The sequence below is a fragment of the Flavimobilis soli genome, from assembly GCF_002564025.1.
In the GTDB taxonomy this organism is placed as follows: domain Bacteria; phylum Actinomycetota; class Actinomycetes; order Actinomycetales; family Cellulomonadaceae; genus Flavimobilis; species Flavimobilis soli.
This window is the reverse complement of the sequence record NZ_PDJH01000001.1, coordinates 2,269,933-2,283,532: the sequence shown is the minus strand read 5'-3', so window position 1 is coordinate 2,283,532 and position 13,600 is coordinate 2,269,933. Positions and strand designations below refer to the sequence as shown.

Here is a 13,600-nt window from a genome sequence, read left to right as displayed (position 1 = left end):
CGAATCACGTCGCGGCCCTGGGCCGCGCGTCGAGAGCGGTGCGCCCTCGATCTGTGACTGACGCTAGGAAGCGAAGGTGACCCTCCCGCAGTCCCCTGGTGAACCCGCGGTGAACTCCCTCGGAAGTCGTGGGACCAGCTCGCGTCGGCCGCGCGCAGGGCTCAGTCGTCGCTCAGCTTGTAACCCAGGCCGCGGACCGTGACGAGCAGGACGGGGCTGCCCGGGTCCTTCTCGATCTTGGCGCGGATGCGCTTGACGTGGACGTCGAGAGTCTTGGTGTCGCCGACGTAGTCGGTGCCCCACACCCGGTCGATGAGCTGGCCTCGGGTCAGGACGCGGCCCGCGTTGCGCATGAACAGCTCGAGCAGCTCGAACTCCTTGAGGGGGAACGCGACGCTCTCGCCGTCGACCGTGACCGTGTGCCGGTCGACGTCCATCCGGACGGACCCGACGGTCAGGACGCCGTCGTCCTTCGGCTCGGGCTGCGCGGCCGGGGCGGCGGCCGCCGCCGCGACGACCTCCGCGTGGCGGCGCAGCACAGCTCGCATGCGGGCGAGCAGCTCGCGGAACGAGTAGGGCTTGGTCACGTAGTCGTCCGCGCCGATCTCGAGACCGACGACCTTGTCGATCTCGGTGTCCTTCGCGGTCAGCATGATGACCGGGACGTTGGAGCGGGTGCGCAGCTCGCGGCACACCTCCGTGCCGGAGAGGCCGGGCAGCATGAGGTCGAGCAGGACGAGGTCGGCGCCGCCGTCGTCGAACGCGGTGAGCGCGTCCGGTCCCGTCGCGACGGCGACGACCTCGAAGCCCTCGCGCTCGAGCTGGTAGGTCAGGGGTTCTGCGTAGGACTTCTCGTCCTCGACGACCAGGATGCGGGTCATGCGGAGCGTTCCTCCTCGGTGTCGGCCGCCGACGGCGCGACGGGAGCGGCGTCGAGCTCCTCGGGTGCGCGGGCGGCCGGGATCTTGATCGTGAAGGTAGAACCCTGGCCCGGCTCGGACCAGATGGAGATCTCGCCGCCGTGGTCGGCGACGACGTGCTTGACGATGCTCAGCCCGAGGCCGGTGCCGCCGGTCTCGCGCGAGCGCGCCGGGTCGACGCGGTAGAACCGCTCGAAGATCCGTTCCTGCTGGTCGGACGAGATCCCGATGCCCTGGTCGACGACGGACAGCTCGACGAAGTCGTCGACGCGCCTGACGCCGACCGACACGGCGGAACCGTCGGCCGAGTAGCTCACGGCGTTGTCGAGCAGGTTGCGCAGGGCGGTCACGAGGAGGTTGTGGTCGCCGTACACGTACCCCGACAGGTCACCTGCGACGGACAGCCGGATCTTCCGGCTCTCCGCGGGGGTGCGGGCGCGGTCGACCGACTCGGTGACGATCTGCTCGACCGGCACGGCACGCAGGCCGTCGAGCGCACCTGCGACCTGCAGCCGGGAGAGCTCGATGATCTCGTGGACGAGCGCGCCGAGGCGCATCGCCTCGGACTGCATGCTCCCTGCGAAGCGACGCACCGCCTCCGGGTCGTCTGCGGCGTCCTGCACCGTCTCGGCGAGGAGCGAAAGGGCGCCGACGGGCGTCTTGAGCTCGTGCGAGATGTTGACGACGAAGTCGCGCCGCACGGCCTCGAGCCGGCGCGCCTCGGTGCGGTCCTCGGCGAGGACGAGCACGTGCCGGGCGTCGACCTGCGCGACGCGCACCTGGAGCAGCACGTCGCCCCGGCCGGAAGGGCCGCGCGGCAGCTCGAGCTCCTCGTCGAGGATCTCGCCGCTCGCGCGGACCTTCGCGACCATGTCGTCGATCGCGCGGTGCACGATCGCGTCGTGGCGCACGATCCCGAGCGCGTACGCGGGTGCGGAGGCGCGTACGACCTCGTCGGCCTCGTTGAGCACGATCGCGGCGGAGCGCAGCACGGCGAGGACGCGGACGAGCCCTTCGTCGAGGTCGGCAGGCGGGCCGACCGGGTACTCGCGCTGCTGGTTCTCGCTGTACCGGAACGCGAGCATCGCGACGACGCCGGTGCCGAGCCCGACCACCCCGGCGATGAGCATCCCGATTCCGTCCACGCGCCCAGCGTACGGGGGTCTCGGCGGCCGCGGGCCGCCTGAGCGGGGGCTTCGCGTACCGCTCGACAAGAGTTCACCTGGGGACGGCCTGGTGTTCACCGAGGCGCCGCGCTGGCTTGCGACGGTCGCGGTGACAGGTGCCCGAGCGGGCGCCGGGACGAGAACGAGGTGGACATGCGGCAGATCTTCGACGCCGAGCTCAAGCAGGTCGGCGACGACCTCGCGGAGATGAGCCGGCTGGTGGAGCAGGCGATCGTCAAGGCGGGCACGGCCCTCCTGACGGCAGACATCGAGCTCGCGCAGCAGGTGGTGGCGCAGGACCAGGCGATCGACGAGCTCGAGCGAGACCTGGACGAGCGGTGCGTGCTGCTGCTCGCGCAGCAGCAGCCGGTCGCGACGGACCTGCGCATCGTCGTCTCGGCGCTGCGCATCAGCTCGTCGCTCGAGCGGATGGGCGACCTCGCGCGGCACATCGCGCAGGTGGCGCGGGGCCGCTACCCGCGGCACGCGGTGACGGGCGACCTGCAGGCGACGTTCGCGCAGATGAACGACGCCGCAGTCCGGGTCGCGCGGCGCGTCACCACGCTGCTGACGACGCGCGACCTCACGGTCGCGCACAACATCGAGCGTGACGACGACCTGCTCGACACGTTGCACCAGGACACGTTCGCGGCCCTGCTCGGGACGGGCTGGACCGGGACACCGCAGGAGACGGTCGACGTGACGCTCCTGGGGCGCTACTACGAGCGGTTCGGCGACCACGGTGAGTCGGTCGCACGGCGCATGCTCTACCTCGTGACGGGAGCGTTCGAGGAGGCGCGGCCCTGAGCCGCTCCGCCTGAGCGGGAGCACCCGAGACGACAGCAGGCCCGGACCGTACGGTCCGGGCCTGCTGCGTGCGTGGGGTTCGCTGTTACTTCTTGCCCTGGTTCGCGACGGCCTTGATGGCCTCCGCCGCGGCGTCGGGGTCGAGGTACTTGCCGGGGCCGACGGGCTTGAGGGTCTCCTCGTCGAGCTCGTAGACGAGCGGGATGCCGGTCGGGATGTTGAGGCCCGCGATGTCGTCGTCGGAGATGCCCTCGAGGTACTTCACGATCGCGCGCAGCGAGTTACCGTGCGCGGCGACGAGGACGGTCTTGCCGGCCTTGAGGTCAGGCACGATCTCGGCGTCCCAGTACGGGAGCGCACGCTCGAGGACGTCCTTGAGGCACTCGGTGAGGACCTGGGGGGCGTCGGCGTAGCGCGGGTCGGCGTCCTGCGAGAACTCCGAGCCGACCTCGATCGCGGGCGGCGGGACGTCGTAGGAGCGGCGCCACAGCATGAACTGCTCCTCGCCGAACTCGGCGAGGGTCTGGGCCTTGTCCTTGCCCTGGAGCGCACCGTAGTGACGCTCGTTGAGGCGCCAGCTGCGCTTGACCGGGATCCAGAGGCGGTCCGCGGCGTCGAGCGCGAGGTGCGCGGTGTTCATCGCGCGGCGCAGGAGCGACGTGTGCACGACGTCCGGGAGGACGCCGGCCTCGCGCAGGAGCTTGCCGCCGCGCTTCGCCTCCTCGACGCCCTTCTCGGAGAGGGCCACGTCGACCCAGCCGGTGAACAGGTTCTTGGCGTTCCATTCGCTCTCGCCGTGGCGGAGCAGCACGAGGGTGTAGGTCATGGTTCCCATTGTTGCGCACGCAGGGACCGCGCACGCAGGGACCTTTCGTCCGTGGACGGTCGAGACGCCTCGCGGCCCTGTCCCGCGCTCAGGGCGCCCCCCCGCGGCTCAGGCGCGCTCGCGCCGCACCTTCGCCGCGAGGTCGTACACGTCGAGCATCGCCGCGGCGGCGGCGTCCCACCCGTACGAGCGTCCGACGGCGAGCGCGCCCTCCGCGAGACGCGCACGTCGTGCCGGGTCCGCGAGCAGCCGCTCGAGCTCCCCCGCCCACCGGCGCGGGTCGTGCCCGTCGACGAGGACGCCCGAGACGTCGTCGCGCACGACGGTGCGCAGGCCTCCGACGGCGGCCGCCACGACCGGGGTGCCGCACGCCTGCGCCTCGACCGCGACGAGACCGAACGACTCGGTGTGGCTCGGCACCGCGACCACGTCGACCGCGCGGAACCAGCGGGCGAGCTCCTCGCGCGGCGCGGGCGGGCGGAACACCACGTGCTCGCTCACGCCGAGCCGGTAGGCGAGCGCCTCGAGCTCGCGCACCGCCGTCGGCCGGCCTGACGGCCCGCCGAGGACCACGAGCGTCGGCAGCGCGTCGAGCGTGCCGCGCTCGACGGCGTGGGCGCGCATGACCGCGAGCGCCTCGACGAGCACGTCCGGGCCCTTGAGCAGCTGCACGCGCCCCGCGAACAGGACCACGGGGCCGTCCGGGAGGCCGAGCACGCGACGCTCGTCGGCGCGCGGCGCCGACGACGGCGTGAAGATGTCGAGGTCCACGCCCGGCGGCACGACGTGCACGCGCTCCGGCACGGCGTCGTACAGGTCGACGAGCTCGTGCGCCTCCTGCGCGGTCGACGCGACGAGGCCGTCCGCGGCGTCGACGACCTGCTCCTCGCCGATGACGCGACCGCGCGGTTCGGGGGTGTCGCCCGGCGCGAGCGCCGCGTTCTTGACCTTTGCCATCGTGTGCATCGAGTGCACGAGCGGCACGTCCCAGCGGTCCGCCGCGAGCCAGGCCGCCTGGCCGGACAGCCAGTAGTGCGAGTGCACGACGTCGTACCAGCCGGCGCGGCGCGACGCCTCCGTGCGCAGCACGCCCGCGGTGAAGGCGCACAGCTGGCCGGGAAGGTCGTTCTTGTCGAGGCCCTCGAACGGCCCGGCGGTCACGTGCCGCACGAGGACGCCGTCCGACATCTCGACGCTCTCCGGCTGGGACGACGCCGTCGCCCGCGTGAAGATCTCGACCTGCGCGCCCGTGCGCGCGAGCGCGTCCGCGAGCCCGGTGATGTAGACGTTCATGCCGCCCGCGTCGCCCGTGCCCGGCTGCGCGAGCGGCGACGTGTGGACGCTCATCATCGCGACGCGCAGCCCGTCGCCCCGCGCGCTCACCGGGATGCCCCCGGGGCGCGGCGCACGCAGGAAGGACGCAGGTTCATGCGACAAGTATCCGCCCGTCGGGCGACCGCCACCCGCCACGTTCCCCATGGGCGAAACCCCGGCCGCCGGGAAGCTCCCCTTCGCGACCGACGACACGCCCGATCCGGGCCGGAAGTCCCATGCGAGGCCGTGAATAACCCGGAAGCGTAGAAGCCATGACAGGAACCACCACGCCGGCAGCGGGCCTCAGCGGCCTCGCAGCGCTGCGTGCCCAGCTCGAGTCGGAACCCGCCGTCGTCGACCCGGACGCACCCGTCGTCGACGCCGCGACCCTCGCGGACGAGCACATCGTCTGTCACTGCACGAACGTCACGGCCGGCGAGCTGCGCGGCCTCATCCACGAGGCCGGGGTGGCCTCGCTCGCCGAGGTCCAGCGCTGCACGCGCGCGGGCGGCAGCTGTGGCAAGTGCCTGCCGCTGCTCACGGACGTCGTGACGATCGAGCTCGGCCGCGCAGGGATCTCCGCCTGACACGACCCCAGTTCTCCGACGCCGGCTCCCTGTCATCCCCCGAGACAGGGCGTCGGCGTCGGTCCTTCTCGGCTTGCGAGCGGCACGCGTCGGCGGACCGGGCGCCCGGTGGCGACAGGTCCGGGCCGTGGCGGTGCCGGAGCGTGCGGTGCTAGACCGGCACGACGCACGACGGGCGCACCGGCAGCGTCAGCCGCGAGAGCACGCGGCCCGAGCCGTCCGCGCCGATCTCGAGAGCGACGAGCTCGTGACCGCCCTGCGCCGCCACGACGACGACGTCCCGGTCGGCTGCCGCGCCCGCGAGCACGGCGTGGTGCCGCGGCCACTCGCCGCAGGGCGTGTCGGCGAGGTGCGTGAGCGCCACGCCGTCGTCGCCGCGCTCGACCGCGAAGGTCGCGAGGACGTCCTGCCCCCGCACGCCGACGTGCAGGCGCGTTCCCGCGTCGTTGAGCGTGATGTGCGAGGGCTGGCTCGGTCCGTCGCCCGCGGGCGTCGCGCACGCGGGCAGCACCTGCAGCACCTCGCCGTCCGGGCCGCCGTCCGCGCCGGGCAGGCGCACGACGGCGACGGTCGAGTCGAGCTCGCACGCGACGATCGCCACGTCGTCGGGCAGCAGCACGAGGTGCCGCGGGCCCGAGCCCGCGGGCATGCGCGCGGTCACGCCGTCGGCCGTGACACCCGCGTCCGTGACGCGGTAGCGCACGAGCTGGTCGGTGCCGAGGTCCGCCGCCCACACGTGGGTACCGCCGGGCGCGAGCGTCGCGGAGTGCACGTGCGACGCGTCCTGGCGGTCCGCGTGGGGGCCGGGCGCGCCGTCGTGCCCGTGGGTGCGCGCGTCCCCCGCGGGGGCGCCGTCGGGCGAGAGCGGGACGCTCCCGAGGACCGCCGAGCCGGGCGCGCCCGAGCCGTAGCAGGACACGAGCACCTCGGACCCGAGCACCTCGAGGTGGCACGGGTAGCCGCCGCCGGCCGGCACGGTCACGAGCGGGCGCAGCGACATCGCGGCGTCGTCCGGGTCACCCGTCGCGAAGGCCGCGACCGCTCCACCGGGCTCCGCCTCCTGCGTCGCGTAGAGGACGGGCAGCGTCGGGTGCACCGCGACGAACGACGCCTGCGCGAGCGCCGCGGCGCGGCCGCGGTCGACGAGCGTGCCGTCGTCGAGCAGGTCGACGCGCCACACCCCTTCTGCCGGTGGGACGACCCCGTCGCGCGACGGGTACGTGCCGATCCAGAACCTCACGCGTCGACCACCTGCTTCGTCGCGGGCTGTCCCGTCGCGCCCTGCGCCGCCTGCCGGGCCGCGCCCGACGGCACCGGGATGCCCTCGAGCTCCGACCACGCACCCGGCTCCAGCGCGCCCCAGGCTCCCGGGTTCGAGACGACGAGGTGCAGCACCGACAGCGCGGCACCCGACATCGCGGCCCGCGTCCCCGACACCGACGCCTTGACGTTCATCTCGACCCACGGGGCCGTCAGCACGCGGCGGTCGAGCTCGCGGCGGACGTGGTCGACGAGCAGGTCGGTGAGCGGCGAGTAGATGCCGCCGAGCACGACCTCGTTGATGTCGGTGAGGTTCATGAAGGACGACAGCGCGATGCCGAGCGCGCGCCCGCCGCGGGCGAGCGCGTCGAGCGCCTTCTCGTCGCCGGAGCGCGCGGCGTCGACGAGCGCCTCGACCGGGAGGTCGCGCGCAAGACCGGCCGCAGCCATGAGCGAGTCCTTGCCGGCGTACGTCTCGAGGCACCCCTCGGAGCCGCACGTGCAGTCGGGGCCGTTCGGGTCGACGGTCACGTGGCCGAGCTCGCCGCTCCAGCCGTGGTCGCCCTTGAAGACGACGCCGCCGTCGACGAGGGCGCCACCGATGCCGACCTCGCCGGAGACGTAGAGGAAGCTCGGGCGCGCGGCGTGCTGGGCGCGGATCTCCGCGACGGCGGCGAGGTTCGCCTCGTTCGCGACGCGCACGCCGATCTCGTCGAACGGGGCGACCGTGCGCAGGGCGCCGAGGTCCTCGTCGGCCCAGCCGAGGTTCGGGGCGAGCCGCAGGGGCCCGCTGACGCGGTCGACGATGCCGGGCAGGGCGAGGCACGCGCCGGCGACGCGTGCGCCCTTGTTGGTCGTCGTGGTGACGACACGCTTGCCGAGACCGCCGAGCAGCGGCAGGACCTCCGCGGGCTCGGAGTGGCGGAAGTCGTCCTCGATGATCTCCTCCGCGAGGACGTTGCCGGCGAGGTCGATCGCGCGGGCGCCGAGGTAGTCGACGTTCGCCTCGAGGCCGATTCCGACGATCGTGCCGCGCGCGGGGACGAGCGGTACGGCGGGCCGGCCGGCGGTGCGGCGGGCGACCGGTTCGAGCTCGTCGACCATGCGTGCGGAGACGAGGAGGTCGACGAGGGCGGAGACGGTTGCCCGCGTCAGGCCTGTGCCGACGGCGAGGTCGGCCCGGGACACGGGCTCGGTCGCGTCGACGATCTGCTCGAGCACGAGCCCCAGGTTGTGCTCGCGCATCGCCGACTGGCTGGCGCCCGCGCCTGCGGCACGGCCGCGTGACGTGGCCTTCGTCCGGGCTGCCGCGCTGCCGCCCGCTCCGCTTGCGTTCATGGGTTGACCTTAGCCGAATCTGGCGATAAGTTCAGCCGCACAACAAATCTCGATGAGGAGACCCCCATGTCGCTCACCCCCACCCGCGAAGACAAGTTCTCCTTCGGTCTCTGGACCGTGGGCTGGAACGCACAGGACCAGTTCGGAAGCGCGACGCGCCCGTGGCTCGACCCGGTCGAGTCCGTGCACAAGCTCGCCGAGCTCGGCGCCGCCCACGTCACCTTCCACGACGACGACGTCGTCCCGTTCGGCTCCTCCGCAGCTGAGCGCGACACGATCCTCGAGCGCTTCAAGGGCGCGCTCGCGGAGACCGGCATCACCGTCGAGATGGTCACCACCAACACCTTCTCCCACCCGATCTTCAAGGACGGCGCATTCACCTCGAACGACCGCCGCGTGCGCCGCTACGGCCTGCGCAAGGTCCTGCGCAACGTGGACCTCGCCGCCGAGCTCGACGCCGACACCTTCGTCATGTGGGGCGGCCGCGAGGGCGCCGAGTACGACTCGGCCAAGGACCTCAAGGCCGCGCACGACCGCTACGCCGAGGGCCTCGACACCGTCGCCGCGTACATCAAGGAGAAGGGCTACAAGCTCCGCATCGCGATCGAGCCGAAGCCGAACGAGCCCCGCGGCGACATCCTCCTCCCGACGATCGGTCACGCCCTCGCGCTGATCTCGACCCTCGAGAACGAGGACATCGTCGGCCTCAACCCGGAGACGGGCCACGAGCAGATGGCCGGCCTCAACTACACGACGGGTCTCGCGCAGGCGCTGTGGGCGGGCAAGCTCTTCCACATCGACCTCAACGGCCAGCGGTCCATCAAGTACGACCAGGACCTCGTCTTCGGCCACGGCGACCTGTTCTCCGCGTTCGCCACCGTCGACCTCATCGAGAACGGCTTCCCGTCGGGCGGCCCGAAGTACGACGGCCCGCGCCACTTCGACTACAAGCCCTCGCGCACCGAGAGCTTCAAGGGCGTGTGGGAGTCGGCCGAGGCCAACATCCAGACGTACCTCCTCCTCAAGGAGCGCGCGATCGCGTTCCGCGAGGACCCCGAGGTCCAGGAGGCCCTCGAGGAGGCCGGTGTCTACGAGCTCGCGCAGCCGACCCTCGCCGAGGGCGAGACGCTGGACGACCTGCTCAACGACCCGACCACGTTCGAGGAGCTCGACGTCGACGAGGTCGCCTCGCGCGGCTTCGGCTTCGTCCGCCTGAACCAGCTCGCTCTCGAGCACGCCATCGGCGCTCGCTGAGCAGAACGGTCCGCAGCGACATGCTCCCGGACGCCCGCCGCTGCGGGCGTCCGGGAGGCCGACAGCGGCCCAGAACCACGGTCTGACGACCGCCACCGGAGCTCCACCCGTGCGAGCACCGGCGACGCCGCCCCGGCGGCGCACCGAGCCGTCCGGTCCTCGCCACTCCAGCGACGACCGGGCGGCTCGACCCTCATCCACCTCTGGTCACGAGGCCGTGGCCGCTCACCCGAAGGACCCTGATGGCACTCGTCGCCGGCGTGGACTCGTCCACGCAGTCCTGCAAGATCGTCATCCGCGACTCCGAGACCGGAGCGCTCGTCCGCTCCGGCCGCGCGAAGCACCCCGACGGCACGACCGTCGACCCGAACGCCTGGTGGACCGCGCTCGTCGAGGCGGCCGCTGACGCTGGCGGTCTCGACGACGTCGCCGCGATCGCGGTCGGCGGACAGCAGCACGGCATGGTCGCGCTCGACGCCGACGGCAACGTCGTCCGCGACGCGATGCTGTGGAACGACACGAGCTCCGCGCCCGACGCCGCGGACCTGATCGCCGAGCTCGGCGACGGCGACGCCGCCGCCGGCGCGCAGGCGTGGGCGGACGCGGTCGGCTCGGTGCCGGTCCCCTCGCTCACGGTCACGAAGCTGCGCTGGCTCGCACGCGTCGAGCCGGAGAACGCCGCTCGGGTCGCCGCCGTCGCGCTCCCGCACGACTGGCTGACATGGCGCCTCATGGGCGCGAAGAGCCTCGACACGCTCACGACGGACCGCTCGGACGCCTCGGGCACGGGCTACTGGTCGCCCGCGACGGGCGAGTACCGCCGCGACCTGCTCGTGCGAGCCCTCGGCCACGACGTCACGCTGCCGACCGTCCTCGCCCCCGGCGCGAGCGCAGGCACGACCGACTGCGAGCTCACGCGCGGCGCTGTCGTCGGCGTCGGCGCGGGCGACAACGCGGGCGCCGCCCTCGGCCTCAACCTGCGCCCGGGCGACGTCTCGATGTCGCTCGGCACGTCCGGCGTCGTGTGCGCGGTCTCCGAGGCCCCGTCCGCTGACGGCTCGGGCCTCGTTGCGGGCTTCGCGGACGCGACTGGCCGCTACCTGCCGCTCGTGTGCACGCTCAACGCGTCGCGCGTCCTCGACTGGGCGTGCCAGCTCCTCGGCGTGGACTACGACCGCCTCGCCGAGCTTGCCCTGTCCGCGCCTGCGGGCGCCGACGGCGTCGTCCTCGTCCCCTACTTCGAGGGCGAGCGCACGCCGAACCGCCCGACGGCCACGGCGTCGCTCCACGGCCTGCAGCTCGGCACGGGCACCCCGGCGAACGTCGCGCGCGCGGCGGTCGAGGGCATGCTGTGCGCCCTGGCCGACGGCGTCGACGAGATCGAGCGTCACGGCGCCTCCGTGTCGCGCCTGCAGCTCATCGGTGGCGGCGCGCAGTCGCCCGCGGTGCGGGCGATTGCGCCGATCGTCCTCGGCGTCGACGTCGTCGTGCCGCAGCCGGGTGAGTACGTGGCCGACGGCGCGGCCCGCCAGGCCGCCTGGGCGCTCTCGGGCGCCGCCGAGGCGCCCTCGTGGTCGACGTCCGTCGAGGAGCCTGTCGTGGTGGCTGCGGACACGTCCGAGTCGGGACGCGCGACGACGCGTCTCGTCCGCGAGCGTTATGCGGCGGCGCGCGAGCTGATCCTCGAGCGCCCCTGACAAAGCCTCACCGGGAGGAGGGCCCGTGCGCGAGAGATCGCGCACGGGCCCTTGTCTTTTACTGCGTCGGCGGTGCCGCGGCATGGCACGGCCGCCTATGTTCTTCCGCCGCCTTCGTCGCCGCGCGGGCGTGCGAAAAGGGGCCCCACCGTCAGATCGGCGGGGCCCCTTTTCGTGCCGGCCGCTCGCGGCCGGACCAGATCAGCTGGCGGCCTCGTAGGCGGCCTTGATCTCTGCGGAGATGCGTCCGCGGTCGTTCACCTTGTAGCCGTTGGCACGCGCCCACTCGCGAATTTCGTTCGCGTTCGAGGAGCTGCGGGACGAGCTCGAGCGGCGGGCCGCGCGCGGGGCCGCGGACTTGCCGACCTTGCGTCCGTGCCCGATCCACGGGGCGAGCGCCTCGCGCAGCTGAGCGGCGTTGTCGGCATTGAGGTCGATCTCGTAGGTGACACCGTCGAGACCGAACGAAACCGTCTCGGAAGCCTCGCCACCGTCGATGTCATCCACCAGGATGACCTGGACCTTCTGCGCCATGCGTCTCTCACCTCGTCATCATTGTCAGATCCTGCGGACGATCTGAGAATACGCCCGCAGGCGTACGATCGCCCCCGATATGGCGATTATTGAGGTGTGCGCCTAATACGTCAAAACGAGCGCAGAAAACAACCGAGGCGCGAGACGGTCGCTTCAGGCCGAGGGACCGGATTCCTGTGCGCGGCGGGCCGCGCGCTCCTTCAGGCGCTCTTCCGCCTCGAATGCGGCAAGCGCCTCTCGCTCGGAACGGTCGGAGCGGATGATCGCGCGGATAGCGAGGTAGAAGAGCGCGAAGACCCCGACAGAGGGGATCAGCGCGCCCAGGGCCGCGAGGAAGGAGTCCACTGGCTCAGCCTACTCGTGGCTCCCTGGACGGAGCTGCTCGCCCGCATGGGACCTTCGTCACCGCGGCGATACACGAGATGAACCCATGACCAGCCGCTCGATGCCCGACTTGTCCGGATCTGCCACACGACAAACCGGACAGCGCTGCACCGTTAGCGGATCGTTACCTCCCAGGATTCCGCAGGATGCTGCGGCTGAGATATGTTCAGTCGCAGAACAAATCGGCGCAGCGTTGCGTTCAAGAAGTGAAGGCTGCACGATGGTGTCCGCCGGATCCGGTCAGACCCGATGGTGGGGCTGATCACGAGGCGTCGAGGTCGACGCCGGACCCGGCCGCACCCGGTTCTTCGTTCCGACCGGAACAGCAAGATCAGACGAAGGGAAATGCCAACGATGTCTACCACCCGCAAGCTGCTCGCGATCGCCGGCTCGGCGTCGCTCATCCTCGGGATGGCTGCGTGCAGCTCCGAGCGCGAGACCCCCGCCGCCACCACGCCCGCCCCGGGCGCATCCTCCGGAGCCCCCGCAGGCGACGGCGCACTCATCGGTGTCGCGATGCCGACCCGTTCGCTCGAGCGCTGGAACAACGACGGCGCGCACGTCGAGTCCCTCCTCAAGGAGGCCGGCTACGAGGTCTCGCTGCAGTACGCCGACAACAAGGTCGAGCAGCAGATCCAGCAGCTCGAGACCATGATCAACCAGGGCGCCAAGGTCCTCGTCGTCGCCTCGATCGACGGCACCGCTCTCAGCAACGTCCTCGAGACCGCCGCCGCCGCGGGCATCAAGGTCATCGCGTACGACCGTCTCATCAACGGCACGGACGCTGTCGACTACTACGCGACGTTCGACAACTACCAGGTCGGCCAGCTCCAGGGGAAGTTCATCGAGGAGCAGCTCGAGCTCGCGACGACGACCGAGAAGTTCAACCTCGAGCCCTTCGCCGGTTCGCCCGACGACAACAACGCGAAGTTCTTCTTCTCCGGCGCGTGGGACGTCCTGCTCCCCTACGTGCAGGACGGCAAGCTCGTCGTCCCGTCCGGCAAGGACCCGAAGTCGAACGACGAGTGGACCAAGATCGGTATCCAGGGCTGGGAGTCCGCGAAGGCTCAGGCTGAGATGGACAACCGCATCAACTCGTTCTACGGCGACAAGAAGGTCGACGTCGTCCTGTCCCCGAACGACTCGCTCGCCCTCGGTATCGAGCAGTCGCTCGAGTCCAACGGCTACAAGCCGGGCGGTGACTGGCCGATCATCACGGGCCAGGACGCCGACAAGGCCAACGTCATCAACATGCTCGCTGACAAGCAGTCGATGACGGTCTGGAAGGACACCCGCACGCTCGGCACGCAGGTCGCCAAGATGGTCGACCAGATCCTCAAGGGCGAGACCGTCGAGGTGAACGACACCACCACGTACGACAACGGCAAGAAGGTCGTCCCGTCCTTCCTGCTCCCGCCGCAGGTCGTCACGAAGGACACGGTCCAGAAGGACCTCGTCGACTCGGGCTTCTACAAGGCCTCGGACATCGGTCTCTGACCTGATCCTGCGGTCC

At 71.7% G+C, this 13,600-nt stretch carries 13 protein-coding genes; 5 read left to right on the top strand and 8 right to left on the bottom strand.

Annotated elements, in window-relative coordinates:
• Positions 1–161 precede the first annotated feature (161 nt).
• Positions 162–881, bottom strand: coding sequence for a response regulator transcription factor (locus tag ATL41_RS10350; protein WP_098458398.1), 720 nt, complete (start codon positions 879–881; stop codon positions 162–164).
• Positions 878–2,065 carry a sensor histidine kinase gene (locus ATL41_RS10345; RefSeq protein ID WP_245854762.1) on the bottom strand — a complete coding sequence of 396 codons (1,188 nt, stop codon included), beginning with the start codon at positions 2,063–2,065 and terminating at the stop codon, positions 878–880. The genes ATL41_RS10350 and ATL41_RS10345 overlap by 4 nt, the downstream gene beginning before the upstream one ends.
• Positions 2,066–2,239: 174 nt before the next feature.
• Between ATL41_RS10345 and phoU the strand changes: the two genes are divergently transcribed.
• On the top strand, positions 2,240–2,893 hold the full coding sequence (phoU, locus tag ATL41_RS10340) for a phosphate signaling complex protein PhoU (protein WP_098459053.1): 654 nt from the start codon (positions 2,240–2,242) through the stop codon (positions 2,891–2,893).
• Positions 2,894–2,978: 85 nt separating this feature from the next.
• On the opposite strand, the gene ATL41_RS10335 is transcribed toward phoU, so the two are convergent.
• Together ATL41_RS10335 and mshA are read right to left on the bottom strand one after the other, a co-directional pair.
• Positions 2,979–3,719 (bottom strand): phosphoglyceromutase, encoded by a 741-nt coding sequence (locus tag ATL41_RS10335; protein WP_098459052.1) that lies wholly within the window; start codon positions 3,717–3,719, stop codon positions 2,979–2,981.
• 108 nt (positions 3,720–3,827) lie between these two features.
• On the bottom strand, positions 3,828–5,069 hold the full coding sequence (mshA, locus tag ATL41_RS10330; protein WP_245854922.1) for a D-inositol-3-phosphate glycosyltransferase: 1,242 nt from the start codon (positions 5,067–5,069) through the stop codon (positions 3,828–3,830).
• 236 nt (positions 5,070–5,305) lie between these two features.
• Here mshA and ATL41_RS10325 point away from each other — a divergent pair, with 236 nt between their 5' ends.
• Complete coding sequence (locus ATL41_RS10325) at positions 5,306–5,620, top strand: (2Fe-2S)-binding protein (RefSeq protein WP_098458395.1); 315 nt, start codon at positions 5,306–5,308, stop codon at positions 5,618–5,620.
• 151 nt (positions 5,621–5,771) lie between these two features.
• Here the strand turns inward: ATL41_RS10325 and ATL41_RS10320 are convergent, their stop codons facing one another.
• Entirely contained in the window at positions 5,772–6,860 is a 1,089-nt protein-coding gene (locus ATL41_RS10320) for a lactonase family protein (RefSeq protein ID WP_169924550.1), read from the bottom strand.
• Entirely contained in the window at positions 6,857–8,218 is a 1,362-nt protein-coding gene (locus ATL41_RS10315; protein WP_098458393.1) for an ROK family protein, read from the bottom strand. The genes ATL41_RS10320 and ATL41_RS10315 overlap by 4 nt, the downstream gene beginning before the upstream one ends.
• Before the next feature lie 66 nt (positions 8,219–8,284).
• On the opposite strand from ATL41_RS10315, the gene xylA reads away from it, so the two are divergent.
• Together xylA and xylB are read left to right on the top strand one after the other, a co-directional pair.
• Positions 8,285–9,472, top strand: coding sequence for a xylose isomerase (xylA, locus tag ATL41_RS10310; protein WP_098458392.1), 1,188 nt, complete (start codon positions 8,285–8,287; stop codon positions 9,470–9,472).
• A 242-nt stretch (positions 9,473–9,714) separates the two neighbouring features.
• Positions 9,715–11,169: a xylulokinase gene (xylB, locus tag ATL41_RS10305; protein WP_098458391.1), complete on the top strand. Its 1,455-nt coding sequence runs from the start codon at positions 9,715–9,717 to the stop codon at positions 11,167–11,169.
• A 201-nt stretch (positions 11,170–11,370) separates the two neighbouring features.
• On the opposite strand, the gene ATL41_RS10300 is transcribed toward xylB, so the two are convergent.
• Entirely contained in the window at positions 11,371–11,703 is a 333-nt protein-coding gene (locus ATL41_RS10300; RefSeq protein WP_098458390.1) for a histone-like nucleoid-structuring protein Lsr2, read from the bottom strand.
• 153 nt (positions 11,704–11,856) lie between these two features.
• On the bottom strand, positions 11,857–12,048 hold the full coding sequence (locus ATL41_RS10295; RefSeq protein ID WP_098458389.1) for a hypothetical protein: 192 nt from the start codon (positions 12,046–12,048) through the stop codon (positions 11,857–11,859).
• A gap of 384 nt (positions 12,049–12,432) precedes the next feature.
• On the opposite strand from ATL41_RS10295, the gene chvE reads away from it, so the two are divergent.
• Positions 12,433–13,584: a multiple monosaccharide ABC transporter substrate-binding protein gene (gene chvE, locus ATL41_RS10290; RefSeq protein WP_425432670.1), complete on the top strand. Its 1,152-nt coding sequence runs from the start codon at positions 12,433–12,435 to the stop codon at positions 13,582–13,584.
• Positions 13,585–13,600: the final 16 nt, after the last annotated feature.

Coding starts and splice junctions, on each gene's coding strand:
- chvE (WP_425432670.1), top strand. CDS start 12,433: ATGCCAACGATGTCTACCACCCGCAAGCTGCTCGCGATCGCCGGCTCG.
- ATL41_RS10300 (WP_098458390.1), bottom strand. CDS start 11,703: ATGGCGCAGAAGGTCCAGGTCATCCTGGTGGATGACATCGACGGTGGC.
- ATL41_RS10335 (WP_098459052.1), bottom strand. CDS start 3,719: ATGACCTACACCCTCGTGCTGCTCCGCCACGGCGAGAGCGAATGGAAC.
- ATL41_RS10315 (WP_098458393.1), bottom strand. CDS start 8,218: ATGAACGCAAGCGGAGCGGGCGGCAGCGCGGCAGCCCGGACGAAGGCC.
- ATL41_RS10350 (WP_098458398.1), bottom strand. CDS start 881: ATGACCCGCATCCTGGTCGTCGAGGACGAGAAGTCCTACGCAGAACCC.
- ATL41_RS10325 (WP_098458395.1), top strand. CDS start 5,306: ATGACAGGAACCACCACGCCGGCAGCGGGCCTCAGCGGCCTCGCAGCG.
- xylA (WP_098458392.1), top strand. CDS start 8,285: ATGTCGCTCACCCCCACCCGCGAAGACAAGTTCTCCTTCGGTCTCTGG.
- xylB (WP_098458391.1), top strand. CDS start 9,715: ATGGCACTCGTCGCCGGCGTGGACTCGTCCACGCAGTCCTGCAAGATC.
- phoU (WP_098459053.1), top strand. CDS start 2,240: ATGCGGCAGATCTTCGACGCCGAGCTCAAGCAGGTCGGCGACGACCTC.
- mshA (WP_245854922.1), bottom strand. CDS start 5,069: ATGATGAGCGTCCACACGTCGCCGCTCGCGCAGCCGGGCACGGGCGAC.